The organism is Marinomonas maritima (assembly GCF_024435075.2).
In the GTDB taxonomy this organism is placed as follows: domain Bacteria; phylum Pseudomonadota; class Gammaproteobacteria; order Pseudomonadales; family Marinomonadaceae; genus Marinomonas; species Marinomonas maritima.
The window spans coordinates 459473-486239 of sequence record NZ_JAMZEG020000003.1 but is presented as its reverse complement, the minus strand read 5'-3'; the positions used below and the strand labels follow the sequence as shown (position 1 = coordinate 486239).

The following is a 26767-nucleotide window of genomic DNA, read 5'->3' as shown; positions in this document are numbered from 1 at the left end:
GATAACATGTGCTGTTATCGGCTTTTACGGTGACGACAATGATTTATTTTGGCGTTCTAAGCACCATCAGTTTTAGCTCTGTCATATCTTCAATGGCAAAGCGCACACCTTCACGTCCTAAACCGCTGTCTTTCACACCGCCATAAGGCATGTGATCAACGCGCCAAGAAGGCACATCGCCAATCACAACACCGCCCACTTCCAGCACTTCCCATGCCTTGTAAGCCTTGTAAATATCCTTGGTGAAAATGCCCGCTTGCAATCCAAAGTCCGAGTTATTGACTTCTTCCAGTGCTGCGTCGAAGTCAGTAAATTTAGACAAAATGGCCACAGGGCCAAAGGCTTCTTGAGACGAAATAGACATCTCTGGTTTTACGTTTTCAAGCAAAGTGGCTTCCAGCATCGCGCCTTCGCGGTGACCGCCAGCCAACACCGTTGCGCCACCATTGCGTGCTTCTTCGACCCAGCCGTGTAAGCGAGCGGCCTCTTTTTCAGAAATCATCGGCCCGATGAAAGTGGCCTCCTCTAACGGGTCACCCATAACGAGGTTGTTTACCGCTTTTATGAGGCGAGCCTTAGCGTCGTCGTACAGGGATTCGTGAACAATAATACGTTGCACACTGATACAACTTTGTCCTGACTGATAGTAAGCGCCGAAGATAATGCGTTGTACGGCATCGTCTAGATCCGTGTCGTGATCCACGATACAAGCGGCGTTGCCACCAAGTTCTAATACCACCGGTTTTTTGCCTGCCTTGGCTTTTAATGCCCAACCAACGTCAGGGGAGCCGGTGAAGCTCAAAAGTTTTAAGCGCTCATCGGTGGTAAATAAATCTGCGCCATCACGATGGCAAGGCAATATGGAAAATGCACCTTCGGGTAAATCGGTTTCGGCTAGAATCTCCGCCACAATTAAAGCGCTTACTGGTGTCAAGCTGGCAGGCTTTAAAATAAACGGACAGCCTGCCGCAATGGCGGGCGCGATTTTATGAGCTGCCAAATTCAGCGGGAAGTTAAACGGTGAGATGAATGAGCATGGCCCGATAGGGACGCGTTTCCACATGCCTTGATAGTCTTCAGAACGAGGCGAAATATCCATTGGCATGACTTCGCCATAGATTCGAGTCGCTTCTTCGGCTGCAATTTGGAAAGTATCAATCAGACGAGTTACTTCACCGCGTGAGTCTTTGATTGGTTTTCCCGCTTCGATGCAAAGAGCATAAGCCAGCTCTTCAAAGCGTTCTTTAAAGCGCGTGATGCAATGTTGCAAAATCGCCTGACGCTTGTACGCTGGCAAGGCTTGCATAGCGTGTTTTGCCTTGTCCGCGGCGGCTATGGCTTGGTCTATATCGGCCGTACTCGCCATTGCCACATGGGTCGCGATTTGGTTGTTGTATTTATTAGTAACCGCTAGATCTTGATTGGCATATACGGGCTTGTTAGCGAGGTAAAAAGGGTAGCTTGATTGCAACATTTTGATATTTCTCTTGTTATGTTGATGGAGAGAGTGAGCTTAATAATTTTTTGATAGCGTATTCTGCGCACTCTATGTCTTGTTGTTCCGTCGCGCCTGATACGCCAATGGCGCCGAGAATCTCTTTGTCTACGATGACAGGCAGGCCGCCACCCAAATAGGTGAAGTTGTCTTCTCTTAATAGCGCGCTCATGGTATTGGGCTTATGCTTGAGCTTTTCCTGCCAAGACAGGCTGGAGACGTTAAAGCTGGCTGAGGTGTACGCTTTTTTACGAGCAATACCCAATGCATGAAGCGGGGCCTTGTTCATGCGGACAGCTGCCAGTTCCACACCAGACGGCGTTAAGATAACGACGCCAATAGTCGCGGGCAGGGCGTTGGCATGGGCTATGGCGGCAAGACACATTTGTACCGCGGACTCGTGGCTGAGCTCTTTTGTCTGTCGAATCGCATTCAGCATTGTATTACCCTTGGTTATTTTGTTTTTTATATTCACTGGGTGTCAGCCCTGTTTTGATCTGGAAGAAACGAGAAAAATAAGAAGGGTCTAAATACCCAAGGTCATACGATAATTCGTTCAAACTTCGGTTAGCGTGAACAATGTGCCGCTTTGCTTCCAGAATGACACGGCTATTAATAATGGTTTTAGGCGGTGCGCCAGAGACTTTTTTGCAGACATAATTTAAACGACTTTCATTGATATCAAGTTGCTGACAATAAAAGGAAATGGTTTTCTCTGCTTTATAGTTTTCCTCCACAAGGCGATTAAAGTGCTTATAAATTTCGACCTCATGGCGTGTGCTGCTATTGGCCTTTTCACCTGACTCAGACAATCTAAAAATGTTCAGTAGCAATACTTTAATTAGGCCTAGAATAGCGTCATTTTTGTGGGGGAGCTCGCTGCCCCATTCGGATTTAATGATATCAATCAGTGCTAATGTCGTTTTAAAGACTTTTTCTTTCTCTGAGCTCATGTCGGCAGACGTAAGGCAGACTGGCAAAATCAAGAAACGGTTTTGTGTGTGACCGCCCAATTCTTCTGCTAGTGCATTCACAATAGAATGATGTAGAGTCAGCACGTAGCCGGGTGCATTCGCTTCGGTAAGAAACGCATGTGGCGTCGCTGGTGGTGTGTAAAAAATGGCGGCGTCGGAAGTTTTGTACTGATTTTGGTCGATATTAAATTGGGTCTTGCCTGACAATACAAAATGAATTTGGCAAAAATCGGCGTGCATATGTACAGGCATATCCCGACCAAAGAAGTCGGCCATCGTACCAAGACGATCAAAATGAATGTCCGCATCACGATATTTATTATCGTAATCTTGGCCTATCTGTAGGTTAGGAATCCATTCTTTAGTCATCATCAGTTCTCACTACGCAATAACAGAGCTTAGTAGACGGAGCTACTAATTGGAGCATCACTGATGCTTGTGTTTGCTTTGTATTTTTCCACAAGTGTCTTTGTGCTATTCATCAGTAGTCCCGTGTCACTACCGACCGCGACGAACAGCGCACCTTGAGCAATGTAGCGTTTAGCTTGATCTTCCGCGGCCATTAAAATTCCTGGTGCTTTGTTTTTAGCAACGATTTTAGCAATACAAGCTTCGATGACCGCGACCACGTCAGGGTGATTGGGTTGACCAATAAAACCCATTGAAGCACTTAGATCCGCCGGACCAATGAATACACCGTCAACACCGTCAACGTCCAAAATATCGTCCAGTGCGCTGACGCCAGCAAGCGTTTCAATTTGCACCAGTACACAAATCTCATCGTTGGCTGTTGTTAAATAATGGGGTGTGCGATTGAACTGAGAAGCACGCGCTAAAGCACTACCGACACCCCTAACCCCCTGTGGAGGATAACGTGTGGCTTTGACAACTTGCTCGGCTTGTTCGGCGCTGTCGATCATGGGTGCCAAAACAGTTTGTACACCAAGGTCAAGGATTTGCTTTAAGCTGACATGGTCTGCCCAAGCGGGACGCACAATCGGATGGCTAGGATAAGGCGCGATGGCTTGCAATTGACCTAGCATGGTTTGCAAGGTATTGGGTGCGTGTTCACCATCTATCAATAACCAATCAAACCCTGCTGACGCTATCAGCTCGGCTGTGTAGGGATTGGCAAGACCAAGCCATAAACCGATCTGTGTTTCACGGTTTTTAAGAGCCATCTTAAATTCGTTTTTTGGCGCGCTCATCCGATGTTCCTCAGTCTTTTTTTGACATTATGTTCTATCAGTTACTTAAATAATCACTTTTATTTAAAGAAATCCTGTTACTTAAAGTAGCAGGATACTGTCCCTAGAGGGCCATAATCGACAGTAAAGGTATCGCCTTTACGTGCTGGCGTTGGACGAGTGAAAGAGCCACCGAGAATAATCTGCCCCGCTTCCAGCTCTACATCAAACGGCGCCAGTTTGTTGGCCAACCAAGCGACTCCATTTGCCGGATGATTGAGTACGGCAGCGGCGACGCCTGTTTCTTCAATGACGCCGTTACGCATCATAATGGCAGACACCCAACGTAAGTCCATTTCATCGATTTTGATAGGGCGACCACCTAGAATGATCGCTGCGTTTGCCGCATTGTCTGAAATGGTGTCGTAAACCAAACGCGGACGTTTGGTTTCTGGATCAATGGATTGGCTGCGAGCGTCAATCAGTTCAAGAGCTGGAACCACGTAGTCTGTCGCGTTGTACACGTCAAACATGGTGCAGTTTGGGCCTTTTAGTGGCTTCTTCAAGATAAAAGCCAATTCGACTTCGATGCGCGGCACGATGAATTTGTCCGTGTCGATCTCACAACCATCGTGATACAACATGTCATCCAGTAAGGTGCCGTAATCGGGTTCGTCAATTTGCGAACTTTGCTGCATGGCGCGCGAGGTTAAGCCAATTTTGTGACCGATGATGCTACGACCTTCCGCCAGTTTTATCTTTAACCATTCGCTTTGAATTGCATAGGCGTCGTCGATCTCAATGTCGGGATAATCCAAGGATATTTGACGAATTTGAACGCGTTTTTTTTCTGCCTGATGTAAGCGTTGAGCACATTGCTTAATGATGTCAGTGGATAACATGGTCAATTCCTTTTTTGTTTTTATTAGAGGCTGTTTAGATAGTCTGTTTCGGAAATAATGGTATTTTTTAGTCTGCCAACACCTTCCACTTCTACAATGACTTCATCTCCTGGGTACACATGGGCAAGGCCTTCTGGTGTGCCCGTGAAAATCATGTCGCCCGGTGTCAGTGTCATGATGTTGCTCAAGTAAGACACCAAATAAGGCACATTGAAGATTAAGTCTTTGGTAGAACCTTCTTGTTTCAACTCACCGTTAATGTAAGTGCGGATCGCAAGGTTATGAGGATCGGGTATTTCTGCCGCATCAATAATATAAGGGCCGATTGGCGTGCAGGTGTCTCGACTTTTTACTCGTAGGTTAGGGCGATAGTAGTTTTCGAGATAATCACGAATGGCATAGTCGTTGCCGACTGTGTAACCACCTACGTAATCCATGGCGCTTTCTAGGGAGACGTTTTTCGCTTCTTTACCGATGACCACCACCAGCTCACATTCGTAATGCATGAAATCGATGTTGTCTGGCTGGTAGGTTTTTTGGTTGTGACCAATCAAGGTGTTGCTGGATTTTAGAAACACTAAAGGCTCATCCGGTGCTTTAAAAGACAATTCGGCGGCGTGGTCTGCGTAGTTAATTGCCAGTACAAAGGCTTTCCCTTCACAAGGTGGTAGCCAAGTAAAAGAACCTTCTTCCAATACAGTGCCTTTCTCAGTGACGACTTTTCCGTCATTGTTGATGGTTACGTTTAACGTTTCTTCATTGAATAAAATTCGTGCGCGTTTCATTGTCATCACTCCTATTCTGCTACCACTGGGTTAACTAAACGGCCGACTTTTTCAATCTCGACCATGACTACGTCACCTGTGTTTATTTCAAGGTTTTCGGTGCGCAGTGGTGTACCAGCGATGATCATGTCGCCGACCTCTAGGGTGATAAAACTACTGATATAGGCGATTACTTGCTCGATGCTATGAACCATCTGATTGGTGTTGGTTTCATGGCAAAGCGTGTCATTGATGTAGGTTTTAATGGCCAGATTTTGTGGTGAATCTAGATCCGTTGCGTCCATTACCCAAGGCCCGATTGGGCAAAACGTATCACGACATTTGGCTTTTACAGCAGGGCGATAGAAAGATGTTTCCGCTAGGCTGACCTCATTGACGATGGTGTAACCTTGCACGTAATCAAGGGCGGTTTCTTCCGTCACTCGACACGCTTTTTTGCCCATTACAATGCCTAATGATGGTCCAGCAAAAACAGCACCCATGTCACTTGGAATGCGAATCGCGTCGCCATAACCAATGTGTGTGTTGTCGGTCTTTATATGCAATACCGGTGTTTTTGGCGGGCTAACGTGAGGCTTTTCGTTAAATTGTGTTTCTAACGATTGGTAGAGGATTTTGTCATTTAACGCAACACCAATGACTGCACCGTTTACGGCAGGAAGAAGGCCACCTTCTAACGCTACTTCAAATGGGGCTTTTGCTTGTAAGTTGATCACTTGATCATTTTTTCTTGTTTTGTAATGGAGCATGGGATAATCGTCCTAATATGCTTAACATGTTAATTATATTTACTTAATCATCTTCTTGTGTCAACTCAAAAAATGATCTTTGGTTGAAAAATAAACGGACAGAATTAAATACAAATTGAATGCAATAAATTGGTTTTCTTCTATTTTTGTGTCTTGACAATTTCTTCTATGAGGCATAATTTACTTAACATGTTAATAAGTTTTACACCGCTTTACTTTATTTAGAGCGCTTTTTAGCGGCACTTAAAGAGAAGGCGCAGAAGAAGAAAACCGGCTTTGAAGGGGCAATAAAAATGATAAAAAATTTAATCAATGGCAAATGGGTTGAAAGCAAAGAGACCTTCCAAACGTTTAATCCAGCCACGGGTGAGATGTTGGCGGAAGTAGCGCACGCGTCGGATGCTCAAGTGGCTGAAGCGGTTGCGGCAGCGAAAGCCGCGTTTCCTGCTTGGGCAAACATGCCGGTGGCGAAGCGTTCGAAAATCATCACCAAATTGGGTGATTTAATCGCCGATAATGTGGAAGCGCTGGCGCAAATGGAAACCGCTGATACGGGTTTGCCTTTGTATCAAACGCAAAATGCACTGGTGCCTAGAGCAGCAAATAATTTTTATTTCTTTGCTGAAATGGCGAAGCAAATGAACGGCCATACTTACCCTATGGACGATCAAATGTTGAATTACTCCTTGTATCAACCTACCGGTGTTTGTGCGCTTATTTCACCGTGGAACGTGCCGTTTATGACGGGAACTTGGAAGACAGCGCCTTGCTTGGCATTGGGTAATACGGCGGTGATGAAGCAGTCTGAACTTTCCCCTTTGACGACCGATTTTCTTGGTAAGTTAGCCATGGAAGCAGGTATTCCAGCGGGGGTATTTAATATCGTTCATGGTTTTGGTGCCACCACAGGCAATGCCTTGATTACTAATCCTGATGTGGCGGCAATTTCGTTCACCGGTGGTACTTCTACTGGCAAACACATTATTTCGACGGCAGGGTTGAAGAAGTTTTCTATGGAATTGGGCGGCAAATCCCCCGTGATGATTTTTGATGATTGTGATTATGAGCGCGCACTTGATGCGGCCGTATTTGGTATTTTCTCTATCAATGGAGAGCGCTGTACCGCTGGGTCTCGAATCTTTGTACAAGAAACCATTTACGATAAATTCTGCGCAGATTTTGCCGCTCGAGCCGACAAAATTGAAGTTGGTGATCCAACAGACATGAACACTAAAGTTGGTGCGTTGATTAGCCAACAGCATTGGGACAAAGTCACAGGTTATATCAAAACAGGCATTGCAGAAGGCGCAACGCTGATTGCGGGTGGTCCAGAGAAGCCAACGGCAGCCTTGCCAGATCACCTTAAAGGAGGGCACTTTATTCGTCCAACGGCATTCCGTGATGTGACCAACGACATGCGCATTGCCCGTGAAGAAATATTTGGTCCTGTGGCGGTATTGATCCCATTTAAAGATGAGGAAGATGTCATCCGCATGGCCAATGACAACGATTATGGCTTGGCGTCTTATCTATGGACTCAAGATAACGGTAAGGTGCATCGCATCGCTCGCCGTATTGAAGCCGGTATGATATTTGTTAACAGTCAAAACGTTCGAGACTTGCGTACGCCATTTGGTGGCATGAAAGCCTCTGGTACCGGTCGTGAAGGTGGAACCTACAGCTACGAAATTTTCTGTGAGCCGAAGAACGTTTGCATCAGCATGGGAAGTCATCATATTCCTAAGTGGGGTGTTTAATTCAAGGTGTTACGTTAGTGAAGGAGGAAACGGATTTTCTCTTTTTTGAGAAATGCTATTTTTGGGGACGTGAATGCCACATTTTATTATTGAATACTCGGCGAACCTAGACGATAAGTTAGACTTTCAGCCGTTGTTTAAAGCGTTTCATGAGTACATTGTGTCAACGGGGGCTTTTCCATTAGGTGGTGTGCGTAGCCGTGCGATTCGTTGTGATGACTACCGTGTTGCCGATGGCCGAGAAGATTTCTCGCTGCTTAATTTGACGTTAAAAATTGGCCATGGACGCAGTATGGAATTGCGCCAAGAAGTGGCAGAGAAGGTGTTTGAAATACTCTGTGATTGGATGAAACCCATTACTGATACAAGTTATTGCCAAATATCATTTGAATTAACCGAATTGCATCCCGTTCTTAAATTTAATAAAAATAATATACATGCTCTATTTAAATAGACCATGCAAAGTTAAGAGGTTTTCCCAATGGGTAAGTTAGCATTAGCCGCAAAAATTACGCATGTACCGTCCATGTATCTTTCTGAGTTGGATGGTCCTCGTAAAGGAACTCGTCAGTCCGCCATTGATGGGCATTATGAGATTGCTCGACGCTGTAAAGCGTTAAACGTCGATACCATTATTGTTTTTGATACGCATTGGTTGGTGAATGCAAATTACCACATTAACTGTGCGCCGCATTTTAAAGGCACCTATACCAGTAATGAGTTGCCGCATTTTATTAAGAACATGCCTTATGAAGTCCATGGCAACCCTGAGTTGGGTAAAATCATTGCCAAAGTGTGTAATGAACAGGGTGTAGAAACCTTAGCCCATGACGATACCACTCTGGCTCCTGAATACGGCACGCTTGTGCCCATGCGCTACATGAATCCAGATCTGCATTTTAAGGTGATTTCGGTATCTGCTTTATTAACGGTGCATTACTTAAACGATTCTGCTCGCTTTGGTTGGGCATTACGCGAAGCAATAGAGAAAGAGTACGAGGGCAACGTGGCTATTTTAGCGAGTGGGTCTTTATCGCATCGTTTTGCTCAAAATGGCACGGCACCGGATTTTGCTCATAAAGTTTGGAGTCCTTTCCTAGAATCTCTTGATCATTCTGTTGTGAATATGTGGGAAAACGCAGAGTGGAAAACATTCTGTGAAATGCTGCCTGAATACGCGGCAAAAGGCCACGGTGAGGGCTTTATGCACGATACAGCTATGCTATTAGGTGCACTGGGTTGGTCGGACTATGATCAGAAAGTCGAAGTGTTAACCCCTTACTTTGGTGCGTCAGGTACCGGCCAGATCAATGCTATTTTTCCAGTCTCGCCACAAACGGGTGAGGCGGTTCCTGGCCCACAGGCATCAGTAGAAAATGATGCTTTTGTCTACGGAAAAAGCCGTTTGTGATCCGGTTGAATTGGCGTTATTTGAAGCCTTGAAAACGACTTGATTTCTGCCTATTCGATTATTTTCTAATCAAAAGAGGTTTGATTTTCACAATCGATTAGTTAACATGATAACTAAATTAAAATAATAATTAGCGTATTCACTAGGAGTTTCCATGCAATTAAATGGATGGATAGAAAGACATTATCCTGAGCCCAATGTGTATCGATGGATGGGCTTGGTGCTTGAAGGGATTTCGGCTGTAGTGTTGTTATTACTTGTGTTACTGACCTGTTTTGATGTTGTTGGGCGGTATTTTTTCAATAATTCAATTGATGGTGCTGTTGAGATAACGCAACTTGGCTTGGCTGTCATGGTATTTGCTCAAATGCCAGTGATGACATGGCGTGGTAGCCATGTTGTGGTGGATTTGCTTGACCCTGTATTAGGAAAACGTGTCATTAAAGTGCTTGGTATTTTTTCCGTTTTCATTATTTCTACTTCGTTTTATTTCTTAGCGGTTCGTATTTATCAATTGGCCGAGCGTTCTCTGCGCCGTGGAGAAGTGACTGAGTACCTTGGATTGCCTGCTGGGTATATTGCTCAATATATTGCCATTATGAGCTGGCTGACGGCCGCGTGTATGCTCACTTACGGTGCTTATCGAGTGCTTACCGATAAAAACGATGTTTCACAGCAGGTTGGAGAATAGTGTGTCAGTAATATTACTCGCTTTTATCACTCTTTTATTTTTGATTTTAGTTCTGCGTATGCCAATTGCGTTTGCAATGGGTGTGGTGGGTTTTTTTGGTTTTGCTATTTTGCAAGGTCTTGGGTTCGATAATGTCTTTTCTTTTCGTTGGACGGCATCGCTTACTTTGGCGTCCAATCGTGTCATTGAAACCGTGCAAGAGTACAGTTTGTCCGTCGTTCCACTGTTTATTTTAATGGGTAACGTTGTTACTCGTTCTGGTTTGTCTCAGGAATTGTATAACGCATCTTATGCTTTTTTAGGTCACCGTAAAGGTGGCTTAGCCATGTCAACAGTCTTGGCGTGTGGTGGTTTTTCAGCCATTTGTGGCTCCAGTTTGGCGACCTCGGCCACCATGGCGAAAGTGGCGATGCCTCCTATGCGAAAGTTCGGTTACTCAGATGGACTGGCGACCGCTTCTATTGCAGCGGGCGGTACCTTGGGGATCTTGATTCCACCGAGTGTGATTTTAGTTATTTATGGTTTATTAACAGAATCCAGTATTCGTGAGTTGTTCGCTGCGGGCTTTATTCCAGGAATTTTGGGGATATTGCTCTATATGGGCGCGGTACGTTACGTCGTTTGGCGAGACCCTTCGGCGGGTCCTGCTGGAGAACGTATGACATTCAAAGAACGCATGATTGCGCTAAGAGGTATTTGGGGTGTTTTATTACTCTTTACGATTGTCATGGGTGGAATTTACCTTGGTGTTTTCACACCAACAGAAGCGGCCGGTATTGGCGCTGGTGGCGCGTTAATTATCGGCTTTGCTCGTCGTAGCCTGAGTTTTCTTGCTGTCTATGAAACGCTGATTGATACGGTTAGAACGTCTGCGATGTTGTTCAGTGTGATAATAGGCGCGCTTGTCTTTTCTGATTTTATCAATCGTGCCGGTTTGCCTGATGCTTTGTTGAATTTTGTGACGGCATTAGAACTTACTCCGATGGTGGTGATTCTTGTCATTCTTGGCATTTACATTGTGCTTGGGATGGTTTTTGAGAGCCTTTCGATGTTGCTGTTAACTGTGCCTGTTTTCTATCCATTGGTATCCAGTCTAGGGTTTGATCTGGTTTGGTTTGGTATCGTGGTGGTTGTAGTGACAGAAATTAGTTTGATAACACCGCCTGTTGGAATGAATGTCTTTGTGCTCAGTGCGGTGCTTAAAGACGTCAAAGCAGCCACTATTTTTAAAGGCGTTACGCCGTTCTGGTGTGTGGATATTATTCGGTTGTTGATTATTGTTTTTGTTTTTCAAGTGTCGATGTTTTTACCCGAGTTGCTTTATAGATAAACCCTTTTTACAGACAGAGTCGCTATTGTTCTTATCTTAAAAGTAGTGACGACAACTATAATTCATAAAAATAGGAATAATAAAAATGATGAATTTTAAGAAGAGCCTACTTTGTGTCACCGCAGGCGCTGTACTTTCTCTTTCCGCCACGGCCGCTGAAACGACGTTACGTGTGGCGACTTGGTTGCCACCGACTAATCCACAAAATGAGACGGTTTGGCCGATATGGGCAAAGTGGGTAGAAGAAGCAACAGAGGGTCGTGTTGAGGTTATTGTTGAGAACTACACAGGACACCCGAAGACGATTTTTGATGCAGTAGAGGATGGCGTCTATGACGTTGGTTTTAGTGTGAATGCTTATCTTCCGGGCCGATTCTCGCTTACCAGTGTGGCTGAAATTCCTGGTGAAATCACAGACGCCGAAACTGGGTCAGTGGCATTATGGAGAACATACAAAAATTATTTTGAATCGGCTGGTGAATATGATGGTTTGCAGTTGTTGGCTTTATTTGTTCACGGCCCGGGGCAACTTCATACCAAATTCCCTGTTAACTCGCTGGACGATTTAAAAGGTAAAAAAATGCGTGTTGGCGGCGGTTTGATCAATGACCTTGCTGAACGTTTAGAGGTAACGCCAGTTGCAGCGCCTGCTCCTAAGTCGTATGAAATGATGCAGCAAGGCGTTGTTGATGGTACTTTCTTGCCAGTGCAGGAGCAAAAGTTTCTCCGTTTGAGTGAAATAAGCTCTGATTTGACCTTATTTCCTAGAGGCCTATACACAACGGCGTTTAGTGTTGTTATGAATGTTGACACATTTGAAAGTCTGAGTAAAAAAGACCAAGACGCTATAATAAGCGTTTCTGGTGAGAAACTATCTAGACTGGCTGGTGCTGCTTGGGGTAAAGCAGATGAAAATGGTATCTTGGAAGCCAAATCTAATGGCGTCAATGTGGTGTTCCTGGCCGAAGATGATCAACGAGTAAAAGATCTTAATAAATTGGCAAAAGGCATTGATCAGCTTTGGATGGATTCAGTAAAAGATCGTGATGTTGATGTAGAAGCCGGATTGGCAGCATTTCGTCAATACGTGAAGGACATTAACAGCGAAAAGTAATGAAGCGACGTTTAGACTAAAGCGCCCGATGAATACCATCGGGCGTTTTTTAAGGCGCTTTCATTTATTATTGATCGTATAAACCTTTTGTTTTTGCAAATAACCTGGTTAAGCCAAACAGAGATTCAATGTTAGGCGTACTTATTTCAAGTCTTTGTGCGAGTTCATAAACGATGCCTAGAATAGAGTCTAGTTCTATGGCGCGACCGTTTTCTACGTCTTGTAGCATGGAGGTTTTAAACGCCCCTAGCTTTTCTGTGCCTTCGTGACGGCTCTCTGGGTCTTCATTGATCTGACAACCAATCTGCTCGCCTAAAATAGCTGCTTCATTCATAACGGCAGAGCAATACTTTCGAACGAGGGGGTCTTGAAGGATTTTATCCGCTGTTGCGCCGGTTATTGCACTGATTGGGTTTGTGGTCATGTTGCCCCACAATTTAAACCAAATTTCAGAGCGAATATTCGATGAATGATGGCAGTCAAAACCCACTTTAGTGAGCGTGTCTGCAAGCGCTTGAACTCTGGCCGACTTCCCGCCTTCTGGCTCCCCAATAAGCAGATGATTGCCTGCCTTATGTTGAATAAAGCCAGGTTTCGTGCGTGTGGCGGCGGCATGGACGACTAGGCCAATAATATTTTTGTAGGGAACTGCTAGATTGTGAGCGCCTTTAGGGTTCACGGAGTGAAAGGGAAGGTTGGATTGTTCTTCAAGATCTCGGAAAAACCACCAAGGAATGCCATTCATAGCAGAAACAATCAGTGTATTTTCATTAATAAGAGGGGCTAAGGTTGGTAGAACTTGCGCTAGAGCTGGCGTTTTTAACGCGATGAAGATAACGTCTTGAAGGCCTAATACGACAGCGGATTCTGCAGCAACACAAGGTCGTTGAATGATCTCTCCGTCTTGTTCTAATCGCCAACCATGTTCGTTGAGCGCACGTAGGCTTTCACCGCGAGCCAATGCATTAACAGTGAACTGGCTGTTTGTAGCAAGACGAGCGCCAATAAAACCGCCGATAGCGCCAACGCCTACGATACATATTTTCATTATTATTTTTCCTTTTTTATCTATGTATTGTCTATGTTTATCAACATGTTAAAAAAAGCATGGTGAGAGCAAAACACTAAAAAATATGGTGGTGCTTATAGGTTTTTATGGAGCACTTTGCTTTGAAGTAGATTGATTGTCATTAACATGTTAAATAAGTGGCTGGCTATAAAAATTAAAAATGGTTATGGTGAAGCTCTATATTTTTTATGTACCCATTTGATTATGAATACTAAACAGTTACGATTTTTTCTTAAAACCGCGGAGATTAATAGCATCGCAGCCGCGGCGCGGGCATTAGATGTGGCTCAACCAAGTATTACGCTGCAGATTGAAAATTTAGAGCATGAGCTTGGCGCGAAATTGTTTAATCGCAGCTTTCGTGGTGTGGTATTGACAGAAAGCGGATTGATTTTTAAAGCACATGCAGAGTCGATTATTCGCCAAGTCGAACAGGCGAAGTTTGATGTGCATCAATTCGAAAGAGAGCCTACCGGTCAGTTGTCTATAGGCATGACTCAACCTATAGGAAATATTATTTCTGTTCCCTTATTGGCTTTGGTTGAGCAGCACTATCCTCAGATCAAGTTGGAACTCTATACTGGATTATCTTATAGCTTGTCTAATCAACTGTTGGCAGGAGAAATTGATGTGGCTATATCATCTCCAGATGGCAGTGACTTAAGCCAAATGCGTCAAGAAAAACTGTTTCGAGAAAAACTTTTTATTTCCATGGGCTGCGATCCGAAAGTGCCATCACACAAAGCGCTAAGAGCGAAGTCGACGATTACTTTTGCCGAGTTGGCGAACCACGAAGTCATTGTGACAGGGGAGCGGGATTCATTAGGTTATATCTTGCGTCAGTATGAAGCAAAGACTGGGATCAGGGTGCCTCACAAACCTGCTTTCGGGCAATTGATGACGACGCTGCGTTATGTAATGGATGGGTATGGTATTTTATTGTCACCCACTTCAGCTTTTTATCATTTACAAAAGACGGATCAGATTCATGCTTTGGAGATCGTGGAACCGACATTATGGCGAGATGTATATATATCGACCTCGCAGAGCCGCCCTGAAACAGCGATACTAAGAGCGGTTGTTCCGCTGATTCACCAAGTAACTCAGCAAGAGTGTGAGGCTGGTCGGTGGCAAGGTGATATTTGTGATCCTACCGCGTAAGCTTACTAGGGCGTTACTAGAAAGTGTGCATTGGGAGTAAGGAATGACGATCTATTTTTATTATGAACTCATGAAAATGGTTTCTTCATGAAACCCGTAGTGTTCATTCTTATGATCTTCAATGAATAGCTTTATTGTTCTACTGACGCTGCTGAATGCGAGCTCATCCCAAGGAATATTATCTAGATCAAAAAGCGCCACTTCAGAACTTTCTTCTGTGGTGTGGAAGTCATCACGCTCTAACTCTGCAAGATAGAACAAGTGAACTTGATTAATATGAGGGATGCTGATCATACTGAAGGCTTGCTTACAGACAGCGATTGATCCGCTTTCCTCCAGTGTTTCTCTTAATGCGCCTTCACTGGTGGTTTCTTGGTTTTCCATAAAACCTGCAGGCAGTGTCCAGAAACCTAAGCGCGGTTCGATATTACGTCGACACAACAAAAGTCGCCCTTTATACAAGGGGATTGTTCCTGTGATGATTCTAGGGTTGTCATAATCTATATACTCGCAACTTGGGCATACCGCTCTAACACGATTGTCTCCAGCCGGGATTGTCATTTCTACGGCATGACCGCATTGCGGGCAGTATCTCATGATATTTCCTTAACGCTTTAGTCGAAGTTTGGCGTATTTGACGACTTTATCTTCTATTTCTTGAATTTCAATCATGTAGTGACCCACCCATAAACTAATAGGGTGTTCAGGAATGAATTCTAGCGTTTCAATAATGAGGCCGTTCAGCGTTTTTGGGCCGTTAGTCGGTAAGTGCCAATCGAGTGTTTTGTTGATTTCCCGAATGTGCGTCGAACCTTCTATTCTAAAAGAGCCATCATCTAGTGTTTGGATTTCTTCTTCTTCATCCTGTGTTGGCGGAGTGAATTCGCCTACGATCTCTTCGAGTACATCTTCTAGCGCTGCGATGCCTTGAACGTCGCCATATTCATCCACCACGATTCCCATCTGTTGATGGTCTTTTTGGAAATTGAGCAATACTGTGTTTAATGATGTACTTTCAGGAATGAAATACGGTTCAACAGTCGCTTTTAAAAGTGCTGCTTTAGAAGGCGTCGGATCTCGAAGGAAAACGGCCGCATGTCTAGCATGAAGAATACCAATGACTTTATTAATTTCGCCATTATAAACCGGCATACGAGTGTGCCTGCTTTGGCAAATTTGCTCAATGATCTCTTCGATTGAGTCTTCGATATCAATACCGATCACTTCGTTCCGAGGAACCATGATGTCTTCAACAGACACTTTCTCCAAGTCGAGAATAGAAAGTAACATGTCTTGGTGAGCCGCTGGTATGAGACCACTTGCTTCATTTACAACGGTTCTCAGTTCTTCAGAGTCGAGTGTATTGTTATTTTGAGAGGCATGAACGCCGATTAAACGTAATAACCCATTTGACAACCCATTCACTAACCAAACCAGTGGATACAATACCTTTAATAAAATGGCAAGAATCCAAGAGGCCGGAAAGGCGATTTTTTCTGGGTGTATTGCTGCCAGCGTTTTTGGTGTTACTTCCGCAAAAATCAGCACCACCATCGTGAGTGCGGCGGTTGCTATTGCGACACCAGCATCGCCCCAGAGGCGAACGGCAATGATGGTTGCTATGGCAGAAGCAAGGATATTAACAAAGTTATTTCCTATTAATATGACGCCAATAAGTCTATCTGGTCGTTCTAAAAGGGAGTTTACCTTGATCGCGGATCGATTCTTGGTTTTAACAAGGTGCTTTAGTCGATATTTGTTAATCGACAGCATCCCTGTTTCAGAACTCGAAAAGAAAGCAGAAAGTAAAATAAGACAAAAAAGTATTCCGCTAAGAACACCTAAGGGTACTTCGTTCAAAAAGGGATCGCCTCAATTATGTAGATAAATGGATTATTCGTTCTTAAGGTCTTACTGTCAAACATACTTTATCCCATTGTCGACGAGTTTGATAAAACTTGTAGCACAATTTGACTGCCAAAATAGCCTAGCATTAGTAAGAAGAAGCCGCTCAAGGTAAGTTTTACCGCCAATTGTCCACGCCAGCCTACAAGGTGTCTGCCTAGTAATAACCCTGCGAAAACAAACCAAGAAGCTATTGTGAAGAATGTCTTATGGACGAGGTGTTGGGCAAACATGTCTTCAATAAAATAAAACCCAGTCGCTATTGTGACGGTTAACAAGATGAAGGCTGCCCAGATAAACTCAAACATTAACTGCTCCAATACTTGTAATGGAGGGACTCTCAGTAACTGTTTAAGCTTATGGTGCTTAAGTTGGTACTCTTGAATAGAAAGGAGTATTCCTACCCCGCAAGCGGTGGTAAATAAACTATAAGCAGCGGATGCTATAAGTATGTGGGCGCTAGTGCCCCATGAGCTACTGTGTAGCTGTGTTAAATCCCATGGTTCAATGGCGTTTAGAGCAATGATGATGGCACTCAGTAGTAAAGCAGTGCCTAGTAATAGGGATAAATCTTTATCGCGATTACTTAACCAAAGTAAGCTGTTGCCGATAATGGCAATCAGAAGCCCTATGGTTAAAAAATTAAAGCCGTCATAGTTAAGTAATAATTGAGTCAGTGAAAAGGTATGCACGGCGATTGCCATCGCCCCAATATACTGGGTAGAACGATTTTTCGGACGAAGATAATACGCTGTGCCAGCGATCAAACAAGCCATACAAGCAAGCCAAAGCGATAATTGAATCATGAAACTAAAGGTTCCGAAGAGTAAAGGTATAGGGTGACAAACATTTATCCGTTATAATAGAGATAATTTCACCTTGGATAAACTGAAACCGTAGGTTTTTTTCCATTTAGAGCCAAAATTTGAGGGCAATATGTTCGACAATTTATCGAATCGTTTAACTTCCTCGCTTGATCGTATTCGAGGTCGAGCTAAATTAACTGACGACAACATAAAAGAAGTGTTGCGTGAAGTGCGTATGGCACTTCTTGAGGCTGATGTTGCACTGCCAGTAGTCAAAGATTTTATTGAAGCCGTCAGAGAGCGTGCAATAGGGACGGAAGTCTCAAAAAGTTTGAGTCCTGGGCAGGTTTTCCTGAAAATTGTTAAGCAGGAACTTGAAAATGTAATGGGGCAGGCGAACGATGGGCTGAATCTTCGTGTTGCTGGCCCTGCTGTTATCTTATTGGCAGGTTTGCAAGGGGCGGGTAAAACCACCTCGGCTGCTAAGTTGGCTAAGTATTTAAAAGAGCGCGAGAAAAAATCTGTCTCTGTTGTCAGTGCAGACGTTTATCGTCCTGCTGCTATTAAGCAGCTCGAAACACTTGCTGGTGAAGTGGGTGTTGACTTTATTCCAAGTGACCTGTCACAGAAGCCAATTGACATTGTTAACAGCGCAATTGATTACGCAAAAAAAGCCCATAAAGATGTTTTAATAGTCGATACGGCGGGTCGCTTAGCCATTGATGACGACATGATGGCGGAGATTAAGGCGCTACACGCAGCGGCTAATCCAATCGAAACCTTATTTGTTGTCGATGCAATGACCGGCCAGGATGCCGCAAATACTGCAAAGGCATTTGGTGATGTTTTACCTTTAACAGGCGTTATCTTAACGAAGACTGACGGTGATGCTCGTGGCGGTGCTGCGTTGTCTGTTCGTCATATTACTGGTAAACCTATTAAGTTCTTAGGTGTTGGTGAAAAAACCGATGCGCTAGAGCCTTTCCACCCTGATCGTTTAGCGTCTCGTATCTTGGGTATGGGGGACATGCTTTCTTTAATAGAGGAAGCAGAGCAAAAAATAGATAAAGAAAAAGCTGAAAAATTAGCCGGGAAGCTGAAAAAAGGCAAAGGTTTTGACTTAGAAGACTTTAAAGAACAGCTTCAGCAAATGAAAAACATGGGCGGTATGAGCTCAATGTTAGATAAAATGCCAGGCATGGGGCAATTGGGTAATGTTAAGGATAAAGTGAATGACAAAATGTTCGTTCAAATGGAAGCCTTAATTAATTCAATGACGTCAGCTGAGCGCCGTAATCCTGATGTTATTAATGGATCGCGAAAAAAACGTATTTCAACGGGCGCGGGGTTACAGATACAAGATTTGAATCGTTTGCTTAAACAACATAAGCAAATGCAAAAAATGATGAAGAAGATGACCGCTAAAGGTGGTATGCAAAAAATGATGCGTGGTTTAGGCGGAATGATGCCAGGTGGTGGCATGCCGGGTGGTGGAAATTTCCCTAAGTTTTAAACATATCTTCTTGTTTTTATTAACGGTAGTTAAAAAACTGCCGTTTTTAATGTCTGGGTGAGTGATTCGCCCTTTCGTTTTTCTAGTTTATCGACTAGAATATGCCGCCTTCTTGTAGTATGAGTCAAAAATCGACTCGGCAAGAGGCGTTTCGTTAAGCAATAAGGAACCAATAATATGGTAACTATTCGTCTTTCTCGTGGTGGCTCTAAAAAGCGCCCATTCTATCATTTGAACGTGGCTGATAGCCGTCGTGCACGTGATGGTCGTTATATCGAGCGTTTGGGTTTCTTTAACCCTGTTGCTCGTGGTCAAGAAGAACGTCTACGCATCGATTTAGATCGCGTAAATCATTGGGTTAGCCAAGGCGCTCAACTTTCTGACCGTGCTGCGCAGCTTGTAAAAGATGCTGGCAAAAACGCTTAATATTGAGGTAGTGCTATGTCTGCATTAAAACAAGCGGCCGCTCCTGAGCAAGCGCTTGTCGTTGGACGCATTACATCAGTTTATGGTGTTAAGGGGTGGGTGAAGTTATATTCACACACTGACCCAATGCAAGGAATCTTCGATTACAAGCATTGGTGGTTGAAAACTCCTAGTGGGTGGAAAACCATAGAATTAAGCCAAGGGCGTTTGCAAGGACGTGGTTTGGTGGCATCGGTAATAGGCTATAGCGACAGAGACCTTGTGAAAGAAATTTGTGGTATGGACGTTTATATTGATGCAGCAGAACTACCAGAATTGGAAGAAGGTGATTATTACTGGAGCCAACTGGAAGGTCTGAGGGTTATTACCAAAGAGGGTGTCCTCTTAGGGAAGGTTTCTCAAATTATGGAAACCGGTGCGAATGATGTGATTGTTGTCCGCGCGTGTGAAGGTAGCTTTGATCGTGAAGAGCGATTGATTCCTTATTCTCCAGGAACTCATGTTTTAAACATCGATTTAGAACAGCAGGAAATGGCAGTTGACTGGGATCCAGAATTTTAAACAGATAAGCTGAGGTCACAACGTGAAGGTTAGCGTTATATCGCTCTTTCCGGAAATGTTTCAGGCCATTACCCAATATGGAGTAACAGGCAGAGCCATTAAGTCTGGGTTGGTTGAGGTGGATTTTTATAATCCACGAGATTTTACTCATGACAAGCATAAAACAGTAGATGATCGTCCTTATGGTGGTGGTCCAGGGATGCTCATGAAAGTGCAGCCTCTCAAAGACGCCATTGCGAGTGCCAAAGTATCGGTGCCCAATGCAAAAGTTATTTATCTATCCCCTCAAGGGCGTACGCTAACGCAAGAAGGTGTGCAGCAGCTTGCTAAACAAGCAGAATTTATTCTGGTAGCAGGTCGCTATGAAGGCGTTGATGAACGTTTAATTCAATCACAGATTGATGAAGAATGGTCAATTGGCGACTTTGTCCTAAGTGGTGGCGAGTTGCCGGCTATGGTACTCATGGATACTGTATTTCGTATGGTTCCAGGAGTGTTAGGAAAGCAGGCGTCTGCGGATGAAGATTCATTTGCTGACGGTTTGTTGGATTGCCCGCATTATACTCGCCCTGAAGTACTGAATGGTGAACCTGTGCCATCTGTGCTACTTAGTGGCAACCACGAGGAGATTAGGCGCTGGCGATTAAAGCAAAAGCTCGGAAGAACTTTTGAACGCCGGCCAGACCTTCTGCAATACCTTGAGTTGGACAAGGAACAGCAGTTGTTGTTAGAAGAGTTTATTCGCGAAACTGAAGATTCAACCTCGGCAGAGTAGGAATTGCGAGCTTATCAGAAAGAAGAGCCTTCATGCTGATAAGAAACCATATCATTAGGAGTCACATCCATGAGTAATAAAACTAAACTGATTCAGCAGATAGAAGCTGAACAGATGACAAAAGAAATCCCAGCCTTCGGGACTGGTGATACTATTGTTGTTCAAGTTAAAGTTAAAGAAGGTTCACGTGAGCGTCTACAGGCCTATGAAGGTATTGTAATTGCTAAGCGTAACCGTGGCCTTAACTCAGCATTTACCGTTCGTAAAATTTCTAGCGGTATTGGTGTTGAGCGTGCTTTCCAAACGTACAGCCCTTTGGTTGAAAGCATCGAAGTTAAACGCCGCGGTGACGTGCGTCAAGCTAAGATCTACTACCTACGCGAGCGTTCTGGTAAATCTGCACGTATCAAAGAGAAATTGGCAAAACGTTAATTTTTCTGTTCTAAAAAAAGGCGACGCGAGTCGCCTTTTTTTATGGAACTAACCCCTTTATCTATGGCCTAATGGTAAATAATTCCCTATTTACTTGAGGTGTCATGTGTCAATGTTTTCTCGTTTTCTGTTTTTATGTGCTTTTTCAACTCTTTTTTCTAATGCCATTTGGGCAGATGAAGCTCAGATCCTCTCCGCTTTAAAAAAAGCCCTACCACAATATGATGTCGGAAGTGTTAAATTTCACCAAGCATCAGGATTGTATGTTGCTGAGATGAATGGCGGTCCGACGCTACACGTTACCTCAGATGGCCGTTATTTTGTCGCAGGAGATTTGTATAAAATTAATGGTGAGCGATTAGAAAATGAAACCGAGAAAGCGAAGCTTGCTAAGGTTGAAGCTCTGCCAGAATCCCAAATGATTATTTATAAAGCGAAAGATGAGAAGGCCCATATTACCGTTTTTACGGATGTAGATTGTGGCTACTGTCGAATGCTGCATAATGATGTTCCAGCATTAAATGAAAGAGGCATCACCGTGCGCTACGTGGCTTTTCCTAGAGCGGGTGTTGGTTCAGGTGCTTATAATAAAATGGTGAGCATCTGGTGTTCTGATGACCCTAAATCTTGGCTAACAAAAGTGAAGTTAGGAGAAAAAATACCAGAAAATAAATGTGCAAATCCAATTGCTGATCAATTTAATTTAGGTCGGATGGTGGGAGTGCGAGGTACGCCGTCTATTGTTTTACCCAACGGTACGCTGTTACCGGGTTATTTGCCTGTAGATAAGTTGGCAAAAGAAGTTGGGTTATAGTCTTATCGCAAAATATTCCATTAAACATGAGGCTTCTTCATTCTTTTCTACGTTGGGTTTGAATGATACTGGCGTTATAATAAATCAGTTTTTCAGTTAACTAAGTGATCTATAAAAATTAAATTATCTCTGTGGGGTATTGTTTTGAAACCGGTAAAAGTCGGAATTTGTGGGCTGGGGACTGTGGGGTCCGGCAGTTTTAGCATTCTACGTAATAATGCAGAAGAGATCACACGCCGTGTTGGTCGCAGTATTGTTATCGAACAGATAGGTGCTCGTCGTGACAATGACATGTGCGACACCTCCGGGGTGAGCGTTACCCGCGACATTTTTGATGTGGTTAATAATCCAGAGATAGATATTGTTCTTGAGCTTATCGGCGGAACAACGGTTGCGAAAGAGCTTGTGCTTACTGCGATTGAAAATGGTAAGCATGTTGTAACGGCCAATAAGGCTTTAATTGCTGAACACGGCAATGAAATTTTCGCAAGAGCCCAAGAGAAGGGCGTTATTGTTGCTTTCGAGGCGGCTGTAGCGGGTGGTATTCCCATTATTAAGTTGATACGAGAAGGCCTGTCTGCCAATAGAATTGACTGGTTGGCGGGTATTATCAATGGTACTGGTAATTTCATTCTGTCTGAGATGAGTGAAAAGAACCGTAATTTTGATGATGTGTTAGCAGAAGCGCAAGCGCTTGGCTACGCTGAAGCAGATCCGACGTTTGATATTGAAGGCATTGATGCCGCGCATAAGTTGACTATTTTAGCGTCCATTGCTTTTGGTATTCCATTGCAGTTTGAAAAAACGTACACAGAAGGCATCAGCCGCATTACATCGGAAGATGTCGCTTTTGCCAGTGAACTTGGTTATGCGATTAAGCATTTGGGCATCGCGCGCCGTTCAAAAATGGGCATTGAGTTACGAGTTCATCCGACCTTAATTTCCCGTAAGCAGCTTCTAGCCAATGTAAATGGCGTTATGAATGCGATTATGGTTCAAGGTGATGTGGTTGGCCCGACGTTAACGTATGGCGCTGGCGCTGGGGCATTACCAACAGGGTCTTCTGTTGTCGCGGATGTGATTGATGTTGCTCGTACATTAACTGCAGATCCAACTAATCGTGTTCCTCACTTGGCTTTCCAAGCAGACGCTTTATCCAGCATGCAGATTTTACCAGTAGAAGAAATTGAATGTGGTTTTTTCCTTAATATGACGATTAAAGATCGCGCCGGTGTATTGGCTAATATTACGCAAATTCTGTCAATGAATGATATTAGTATTGAGTCTCTTATTCAGCGAGAGCGTGAGGGTAGTGAGTTAGTGCCCTTGGTTGTGATGACTCACGATGTAAAAGAACGCAACATGAACGCGGCGATTGCAGCGATTGAAGCTTTGCCGGACGTTGCGGGAACTGTGCAACGAATCCGCGTCGAAAACTTGGCGTAAGAGAGAGCAAAATATGAAGTACATTTCTACTCGTGGTAAAGCCCCTGCGCTTTCTTTTGGCGATGTGTTGTTGGCTGGTTTGGCGAATGATGGTGGCTTGTATGTGCCGGAAACCTTGCCACATTACAGCAAAGAAGAAATAGCATCATGGGCGAGCCTTAGTTATCAAGCACTCGCTTTTAAGATTATGTGGCCCTTTGTTGAAGGCGATATTCCTGCCGATGCATTTAAGAAAATGATTGACGATGCATATGCTAGCTTCAATCATTCATCGATTGCACCGATGGTTCAAGTTGGTAATAACGAATGGATACTTGAGTTGTTCCGTGGTCCAACACTGGCGTTTAAAGATTTTGCATTGCAGCTACTGGGTCGTTTGATGGACTATGTTCTGTCTGAACGCAAAGAAAAACTTGTGATTCTTGGTGCGACGTCAGGAGACACTGGATCAGCTGCAATTGAAGGTTGTCGTCATTCTGAACACCTTAGTATTTTTATTTTACATCCCTATCAACGTGTATCAGAAGTACAGCGTCGTCAAATGACCACGGTGATCGATGATAATGTGTTTAATATTGCAGTCAAAGGTAACTTTGATGATTGCCAAGGTATGGTGAAATCCAGCTTTGCCGATCAGTCTTTTTTGAAAGGCGCCAAGCTGGGTGCGGTTAACTCGATTAATTGGGCGCGTATTATGGCTCAGATTGTTTATTATTTTTCGTCTGCTTTGTCGCTTGGCGCGCCTCATCGTAAGGTATCTTTCTCGGTTCCAACGGGGAATTTCGGCGATATTTTTGCCGGATATTTGGCGAAAAAAATGGGCTTACCAATTGATCAACTCGTGGTAGCAACAAACAAGAACGATATTTTGCATCGTGTGATTGCCCAGAACGACATGAGTCGTCAGTCGTTGAATGTTACTTTATCGCCAAGCATGGACATTATGGTATCGAGCAACTTCGAACGCCTATTGTTCGATGCTCATGGTCGTGATGGTGCCAAGATTGATGATTTGATGGCTCGCTTTAATAAAGGCGATGTTTCTCTTGATGATCAAGCCTGGTCGTTCGTGAAAGAGAACTTTGATAGCTATAAAGTGGACGATGAAAAAACGTGTGACGTGATTGCGGATGTTTTTGCTAAGACTCAGTACTTGCTTGACCCTCATACGGCGATTGGTCTTGAGGCCGCTCGTCATTGTTGGAAAGACAAATCAGTTCCAATGATTACATTGGCCACTGCGCATCCGGTTAAATTTCCTGAAGCCGTTGAAAAAGCAGGCTGTGAAACGCCGGTGTTGCCTGAACACATGGCAGATCTTTTCGAACGAGAGGAATCCTACACTGTGCTTGATAATAGCCTGAGCGACGTTCAAGCTTTTGTAACGCAAAAAATATAACTTACGATTTGGCTAGGAATTATCTAGCAACAGTAACAACGGCCAATTAATAACTGGCCGTTTCTTTCCTCTTTTACATGCCCCTCATATGAATCTCATTTTATTAGACCCAAAAAACACATTAGATTCTGGCCAGTATGCTCTAAATACTCGGCAGCAAACTCATATTTCGAAAGTGATCAAAGCAAAGCAGGGCGATGTGCTGAGAGTGGGAATATTGAATGGAAAGATAGGCGAGGGAGTGTATGAACCACCGAAAGAAGACCGGCTGGGGTATATTCATTCTGTTTGTTTGTCTATTCCTGCGCCTCAACCGTTACCCATGATTTTGGTAATGGCATTGCCTAGACCCAACATGCTTAAGCGAACTTTGCAGAACATTGCCGCAATGGGCGTGAAGGAGTTGTATTTAATTCATTCTGCGAAGGTGGAAAAAAGTTATTGGCAGAGCCCTGTGTTACAAACTGAGTCTATTCAACAGTGTTTGCTTGAAGGGCTTGAGCAAGCAAAAGACACCGTCATGCCGACATGGTCTTTGATACCAAGATTTCGCCCCTTTGTTGAAGATCAGTTGCCGGCGTTGCTGATGGATAAAGTGGGCTTGTTAGCCCACCCTTACTTAGCTAAACGCTGCCCTATCGATATACAAAAACCGTGTGTTCTCGCGCTTGGGCCGGAAGGAGGATGGAATGAATTCGAAGTAGATAAGTGGCACGAGGCTGGTATGGAGTCTGTTCATTTAGGTGATCGTATTTTAAAAGTAGAAACAGTTGTCCCTGTATTATTGTCGCGTCTATACCCAATTTAGGGTGTTAAATACATGAAATGTTGTTATTTGTAACTGAGTGGCATTAGAGAGGGAGCTATTTTAGACTTTGCTGTAGGATTAAGTCTATTCGTAAAGTAACGATTTGATTGTCTAGATCAGAGAATATAGATGGCGAAAAAAGTAAGTCGCATTAAAACAAATAGAATAAAAGATAAGACGATGTCTACTTGGCTGACATTTTTCTATGTTGGTAAAAATGAAGGTGCGTTCTCTGAGGATGCTCGTCGAGTTTTTATTGTTAATCTTTTTGCGACTGTCGGTGTTCTTTTTACGCTCCCTTTAGGCCTTTCTTCATTGTATGAGGGAGAGGTTGTCCTCGGTGTAGTGCTGATTTTCATCGCTTTTTTGTATTCGATGAATCATATTTATTTGCGTTACACTCATAATCATTCCGTGTCTGGTAATTTTGTTATTTACCCTTTGTATATATTGATGGTTTATCTCATTTATACGGGTGGCGTACATGGTACTGGGCATGTTTGGGTTTATTGTCTTCCTGCTGTGGCTTTATTCTTACATGGTCTGAAGCGAGGTCTGATAGAACTTGGGTTTTTTACCCTAGCGCTAGTGATTGTTATGTTCTTCATGGACAGTCATTTTGTCGAGCCTGATTACCACCCTACGTTAAAATCTAGAATCCTATTTTCATTTTTGGTTGTTATTTTTCTTTCTGCCATTTATGAATATTCGATGTCTCGCTCTAATCAAGAGTTAAAAGAGACGACGGCAAAACTTAAATTGGTTGCTAATACGGACGCCTTGACAGAACTGTTAAACCGCAGAGGAATGATGCAACGCTTAGAAGGCACGACTTATACCAGCTATCACTTATTATTGGCGGATGTAGACTTTTTTAAGCGTATAAATGATGAGTATGGTCATGATGTCGGTGATTACGCTTTAGCTGAGTTGGGCAAGATTATTCAAAAACCTCTGCCAAAAGGAGGATTGGCTTCTCGTTGGGGAGGTGAAGAGTTTTTGGTTGCTGTATGTGATTGTACAGAGCTTGATGCTTTTAACTTAGCTGAATCCATTCGGCAGGAAGTAGAAGAACATGAGTTTGTATATTTGGATCAAAAGTTTCGTATGACGCTGAGTTTTGGTGTGGCCACGATGAATGAATTTACGTCATTAAGAGAAACAATAACCCTTGCCGATAATCGTTTGTATAGTGCGAAACGCGCAGGTCGAAATCAGACACGAAAAGGTTAACTGACATCTCGAATGATTTTTAAG

28 protein-coding genes are annotated in these 26767 nt (G+C 43.7%); 17 read left to right on the top strand and 11 right to left on the bottom strand.

The window, feature by feature from the left end; genetic code table 11:
- Window positions 1–43: 43 nt before the first annotated feature.
- The 7 genes from M3I01_RS14500 to M3I01_RS14470 all read right to left on the bottom strand — a co-directional run bounded on the left by M3I01_RS14500 (window position 44) and on the right by M3I01_RS14470 (window position 6092).
- Window positions 44–1474, bottom strand: a complete 1431-nt coding sequence (locus M3I01_RS14500; protein ID WP_255896596.1) for an aldehyde dehydrogenase family protein — start codon at window positions 1472–1474, stop codon at window positions 44–46.
- A gap of 16 nt (window positions 1475–1490) precedes the next feature.
- Complete coding sequence (locus M3I01_RS14495; RefSeq protein WP_255896595.1) at window positions 1491–1934, bottom strand: GlcG/HbpS family heme-binding protein; 444 nt, start codon at window positions 1932–1934, stop codon at window positions 1491–1493.
- Between the two features lie 4 nt (window positions 1935–1938).
- Complete coding sequence (gene hpaA, locus M3I01_RS14490) at window positions 1939–2841, bottom strand: 4-hydroxyphenylacetate catabolism regulatory protein HpaA (protein ID WP_275565156.1); 903 nt, start codon at window positions 2839–2841, stop codon at window positions 1939–1941.
- Window positions 2842–2867: 26 nt separating this feature from the next.
- Window positions 2868–3677: a 4-hydroxy-2-oxoheptanedioate aldolase gene (gene hpaI / locus M3I01_RS14485; protein WP_255896592.1), complete on the bottom strand. Its 810-nt coding sequence runs from the start codon at window positions 3675–3677 to the stop codon at window positions 2868–2870.
- Window positions 3678–3754: 77 nt separating this feature from the next.
- Window positions 3755–4558, bottom strand: a complete 804-nt coding sequence (hpaH, locus tag M3I01_RS14480) for a 2-oxo-hept-4-ene-1,7-dioate hydratase (protein WP_255896585.1) — start codon at window positions 4556–4558, stop codon at window positions 3755–3757.
- A 23-nt stretch (window positions 4559–4581) separates the two neighbouring features.
- A complete protein-coding gene (locus tag M3I01_RS14475) occupies window positions 4582–5343 on the bottom strand; it encodes a fumarylacetoacetate hydrolase family protein (protein ID WP_112140954.1) in 762 nt (253 codons plus the stop codon).
- Between the two features lie 11 nt (window positions 5344–5354).
- Complete coding sequence (locus M3I01_RS14470; RefSeq protein WP_255896583.1) at window positions 5355–6092, bottom strand: fumarylacetoacetate hydrolase family protein; 738 nt, start codon at window positions 6090–6092, stop codon at window positions 5355–5357.
- Between the two features lie 293 nt (window positions 6093–6385).
- On the opposite strand from M3I01_RS14470, the gene hpaE reads away from it, so the two are divergent.
- The 6 genes from hpaE (at window position 6386) to M3I01_RS14440 (ending at window position 12395) form a co-directional block, all read left to right on the top strand.
- Entirely contained in the window at window positions 6386–7849 is a 1464-nt protein-coding gene (gene hpaE / locus M3I01_RS14465) for a 5-carboxymethyl-2-hydroxymuconate semialdehyde dehydrogenase (protein WP_204359765.1), read from the top strand.
- 73 nt (window positions 7850–7922) lie between these two features.
- Window positions 7923–8303, top strand: coding sequence for a 5-carboxymethyl-2-hydroxymuconate Delta-isomerase (locus tag M3I01_RS14460; protein ID WP_255896577.1), 381 nt, complete (start codon window positions 7923–7925; stop codon window positions 8301–8303).
- Window positions 8304–8330: 27 nt separating this feature from the next.
- Window positions 8331–9260, top strand: a complete 930-nt coding sequence (gene hpaD / locus M3I01_RS14455) for a 3,4-dihydroxyphenylacetate 2,3-dioxygenase (protein WP_255896575.1) — start codon at window positions 8331–8333, stop codon at window positions 9258–9260.
- Between the two features lie 154 nt (window positions 9261–9414).
- A complete protein-coding gene (locus M3I01_RS14450) occupies window positions 9415–9951 on the top strand; it encodes a TRAP transporter small permease (RefSeq protein WP_255896573.1) in 537 nt (178 codons plus the stop codon).
- Window positions 9926–11281, top strand: coding sequence for a TRAP transporter large permease (locus tag M3I01_RS14445; protein ID WP_394358982.1), 1356 nt, complete (start codon window positions 9926–9928; stop codon window positions 11279–11281). The genes M3I01_RS14450 and M3I01_RS14445 overlap by 26 nt, the downstream gene beginning before the upstream one ends.
- Window positions 11282–11366: 85 nt before the next feature.
- Entirely contained in the window at window positions 11367–12395 is a 1029-nt protein-coding gene (locus tag M3I01_RS14440; protein ID WP_255896570.1) for a TRAP transporter substrate-binding protein, read from the top strand.
- 67 nt (window positions 12396–12462) lie between these two features.
- Here M3I01_RS14440 and M3I01_RS14435 read toward each other — a convergent pair whose 3' ends face one another.
- A complete protein-coding gene (locus tag M3I01_RS14435; protein WP_255896569.1) occupies window positions 12463–13443 on the bottom strand; it encodes a 2-dehydropantoate 2-reductase in 981 nt (326 codons plus the stop codon).
- Between the two features lie 225 nt (window positions 13444–13668).
- On the opposite strand from M3I01_RS14435, the gene M3I01_RS14430 reads away from it, so the two are divergent.
- Complete coding sequence (locus tag M3I01_RS14430) at window positions 13669–14625, top strand: LysR family transcriptional regulator (RefSeq protein ID WP_255896568.1); 957 nt, start codon at window positions 13669–13671, stop codon at window positions 14623–14625.
- A 60-nt stretch (window positions 14626–14685) separates the two neighbouring features.
- Here the strand turns inward: M3I01_RS14430 and M3I01_RS14425 are convergent, their stop codons facing one another.
- The 3 genes from M3I01_RS14425 to M3I01_RS14415 form a co-directional block, all read right to left on the bottom strand.
- Window positions 14686–15222, bottom strand: a complete 537-nt coding sequence (locus M3I01_RS14425) for an NUDIX hydrolase (RefSeq protein ID WP_255896567.1) — start codon at window positions 15220–15222, stop codon at window positions 14686–14688.
- A 9-nt stretch (window positions 15223–15231) separates the two neighbouring features.
- Complete coding sequence (locus tag M3I01_RS14420; protein ID WP_255896565.1) at window positions 15232–16485, bottom strand: HlyC/CorC family transporter; 1254 nt, start codon at window positions 16483–16485, stop codon at window positions 15232–15234.
- 68 nt (window positions 16486–16553) lie between these two features.
- Window positions 16554–17336 (bottom strand): cytochrome C assembly family protein, encoded by a 783-nt coding sequence (locus M3I01_RS14415; RefSeq protein WP_255896564.1) that lies wholly within the window; start codon window positions 17334–17336, stop codon window positions 16554–16556.
- Window positions 17337–17466: 130 nt separating this feature from the next.
- On the opposite strand from M3I01_RS14415, the gene ffh reads away from it, so the two are divergent.
- From ffh to M3I01_RS14365, 10 genes are all read left to right on the top strand, one after another.
- Window positions 17467–18849 carry a signal recognition particle protein gene (gene ffh / locus M3I01_RS14410; RefSeq protein WP_255896563.1) on the top strand — a complete coding sequence of 461 codons (1383 nt, stop codon included), beginning with the start codon at window positions 17467–17469 and terminating at the stop codon, window positions 18847–18849.
- A gap of 177 nt (window positions 18850–19026) precedes the next feature.
- Window positions 19027–19275 carry a 30S ribosomal protein S16 gene (gene rpsP, locus M3I01_RS14405; RefSeq protein ID WP_112140929.1) on the top strand — a complete coding sequence of 83 codons (249 nt, stop codon included), beginning with the start codon at window positions 19027–19029 and terminating at the stop codon, window positions 19273–19275.
- Window positions 19276–19290: 15 nt separating this feature from the next.
- Entirely contained in the window at window positions 19291–19836 is a 546-nt protein-coding gene (gene rimM, locus M3I01_RS14400; RefSeq protein ID WP_255896562.1) for a ribosome maturation factor RimM, read from the top strand.
- Window positions 19837–19858: 22 nt separating this feature from the next.
- Entirely contained in the window at window positions 19859–20611 is a 753-nt protein-coding gene (gene trmD, locus M3I01_RS14395) for a tRNA (guanosine(37)-N1)-methyltransferase TrmD (RefSeq protein WP_255896561.1), read from the top strand.
- A gap of 69 nt (window positions 20612–20680) precedes the next feature.
- A complete protein-coding gene (rplS, locus tag M3I01_RS14390; protein ID WP_112140923.1) occupies window positions 20681–21043 on the top strand; it encodes a 50S ribosomal protein L19 in 363 nt (120 codons plus the stop codon).
- A gap of 112 nt (window positions 21044–21155) precedes the next feature.
- On the top strand, window positions 21156–21857 hold the full coding sequence (locus M3I01_RS14385) for a thioredoxin fold domain-containing protein (RefSeq protein WP_255896560.1): 702 nt from the start codon (window positions 21156–21158) through the stop codon (window positions 21855–21857).
- Window positions 21858–22001: 144 nt separating this feature from the next.
- A complete protein-coding gene (locus tag M3I01_RS14380; RefSeq protein ID WP_275565155.1) occupies window positions 22002–23303 on the top strand; it encodes a homoserine dehydrogenase in 1302 nt (433 codons plus the stop codon).
- 13 nt (window positions 23304–23316) lie between these two features.
- Window positions 23317–24702 (top strand): threonine synthase, encoded by a 1386-nt coding sequence (gene thrC, locus M3I01_RS14375; protein WP_255896558.1) that lies wholly within the window; start codon window positions 23317–23319, stop codon window positions 24700–24702.
- 88 nt (window positions 24703–24790) lie between these two features.
- The gene (locus M3I01_RS14370; RefSeq protein ID WP_255896557.1) at window positions 24791–25510 is read left to right on the top strand and encodes a 16S rRNA (uracil(1498)-N(3))-methyltransferase; all 720 of its coding nucleotides are present in this window, start codon (window positions 24791–24793) and stop codon (window positions 25508–25510) included.
- 180 nt (window positions 25511–25690) lie between these two features.
- Window positions 25691–26743: a GGDEF domain-containing protein gene (locus M3I01_RS14365; protein ID WP_255896556.1), complete on the top strand. Its 1053-nt coding sequence runs from the start codon at window positions 25691–25693 to the stop codon at window positions 26741–26743.
- The last annotated feature ends 24 nt before the right edge of the window (window positions 26744–26767 follow it).

What these genes read in the sequence shown, in the direction of transcription:
- rimM (WP_255896562.1), top strand. Translation starts at nt 19,291, where the DNA reads ATGTCTGCATTAAAACAAGCGGCCGCTCCTGAGCAAGCGCTTGTCGTT.
- rpsP (WP_112140929.1), top strand. Translation starts at nt 19,027, where the DNA reads ATGGTAACTATTCGTCTTTCTCGTGGTGGCTCTAAAAAGCGCCCATTC.
- ffh (WP_255896563.1), top strand. Translation starts at nt 17,467, where the DNA reads ATGTTCGACAATTTATCGAATCGTTTAACTTCCTCGCTTGATCGTATT.
- M3I01_RS14470 (WP_255896583.1), bottom strand. Translation starts at nt 6,092, where the DNA reads ATGCTCCATTACAAAACAAGAAAAAATGATCAAGTGATCAACTTACAA.
- M3I01_RS14450 (WP_255896573.1), top strand. Translation starts at nt 9,415, where the DNA reads ATGCAATTAAATGGATGGATAGAAAGACATTATCCTGAGCCCAATGTG.
- M3I01_RS14425 (WP_255896567.1), bottom strand. Translation starts at nt 15,222, where the DNA reads ATGAGATACTGCCCGCAATGCGGTCATGCCGTAGAAATGACAATCCCG.
- M3I01_RS14445 (WP_394358982.1), top strand. Translation starts at nt 9,926, where the DNA reads ATGTTTCACAGCAGGTTGGAGAATAGTGTGTCAGTAATATTACTCGCT.
- M3I01_RS14370 (WP_255896557.1), top strand. Translation starts at nt 24,791, where the DNA reads ATGAATCTCATTTTATTAGACCCAAAAAACACATTAGATTCTGGCCAG.
- hpaA (WP_275565156.1), bottom strand. Translation starts at nt 2,841, where the DNA reads ATGATGACTAAAGAATGGATTCCTAACCTACAGATAGGCCAAGATTAC.
- hpaD (WP_255896575.1), top strand. Translation starts at nt 8,331, where the DNA reads ATGGGTAAGTTAGCATTAGCCGCAAAAATTACGCATGTACCGTCCATG.
- hpaI (WP_255896592.1), bottom strand. Translation starts at nt 3,677, where the DNA reads ATGAGCGCGCCAAAAAACGAATTTAAGATGGCTCTTAAAAACCGTGAA.
- M3I01_RS14500 (WP_255896596.1), bottom strand. Translation starts at nt 1,474, where the DNA reads ATGTTGCAATCAAGCTACCCTTTTTACCTCGCTAACAAGCCCGTATAT.
- M3I01_RS14430 (WP_255896568.1), top strand. Translation starts at nt 13,669, where the DNA reads ATGAATACTAAACAGTTACGATTTTTTCTTAAAACCGCGGAGATTAAT.
- M3I01_RS14415 (WP_255896564.1), bottom strand. Translation starts at nt 17,336, where the DNA reads ATGATTCAATTATCGCTTTGGCTTGCTTGTATGGCTTGTTTGATCGCT.
- rplS (WP_112140923.1), top strand. Translation starts at nt 20,681, where the DNA reads ATGAGTAATAAAACTAAACTGATTCAGCAGATAGAAGCTGAACAGATG.
- M3I01_RS14495 (WP_255896595.1), bottom strand. Translation starts at nt 1,934, where the DNA reads ATGCTGAATGCGATTCGACAGACAAAAGAGCTCAGCCACGAGTCCGCG.
- M3I01_RS14435 (WP_255896569.1), bottom strand. Translation starts at nt 13,443, where the DNA reads ATGAAAATATGTATCGTAGGCGTTGGCGCTATCGGCGGTTTTATTGGC.
- hpaE (WP_204359765.1), top strand. Translation starts at nt 6,386, where the DNA reads ATGATAAAAAATTTAATCAATGGCAAATGGGTTGAAAGCAAAGAGACC.
- M3I01_RS14385 (WP_255896560.1), top strand. Translation starts at nt 21,156, where the DNA reads ATGTTTTCTCGTTTTCTGTTTTTATGTGCTTTTTCAACTCTTTTTTCT.
- M3I01_RS14475 (WP_112140954.1), bottom strand. Translation starts at nt 5,343, where the DNA reads ATGAAACGCGCACGAATTTTATTCAATGAAGAAACGTTAAACGTAACC.
- hpaH (WP_255896585.1), bottom strand. Translation starts at nt 4,558, where the DNA reads ATGTTATCCACTGACATCATTAAGCAATGTGCTCAACGCTTACATCAG.
- thrC (WP_255896558.1), top strand. Translation starts at nt 23,317, where the DNA reads ATGAAGTACATTTCTACTCGTGGTAAAGCCCCTGCGCTTTCTTTTGGC.
- M3I01_RS14460 (WP_255896577.1), top strand. Translation starts at nt 7,923, where the DNA reads ATGCCACATTTTATTATTGAATACTCGGCGAACCTAGACGATAAGTTA.
- M3I01_RS14440 (WP_255896570.1), top strand. Translation starts at nt 11,367, where the DNA reads ATGATGAATTTTAAGAAGAGCCTACTTTGTGTCACCGCAGGCGCTGTA.
- M3I01_RS14365 (WP_255896556.1), top strand. Translation starts at nt 25,691, where the DNA reads ATGTCTACTTGGCTGACATTTTTCTATGTTGGTAAAAATGAAGGTGCG.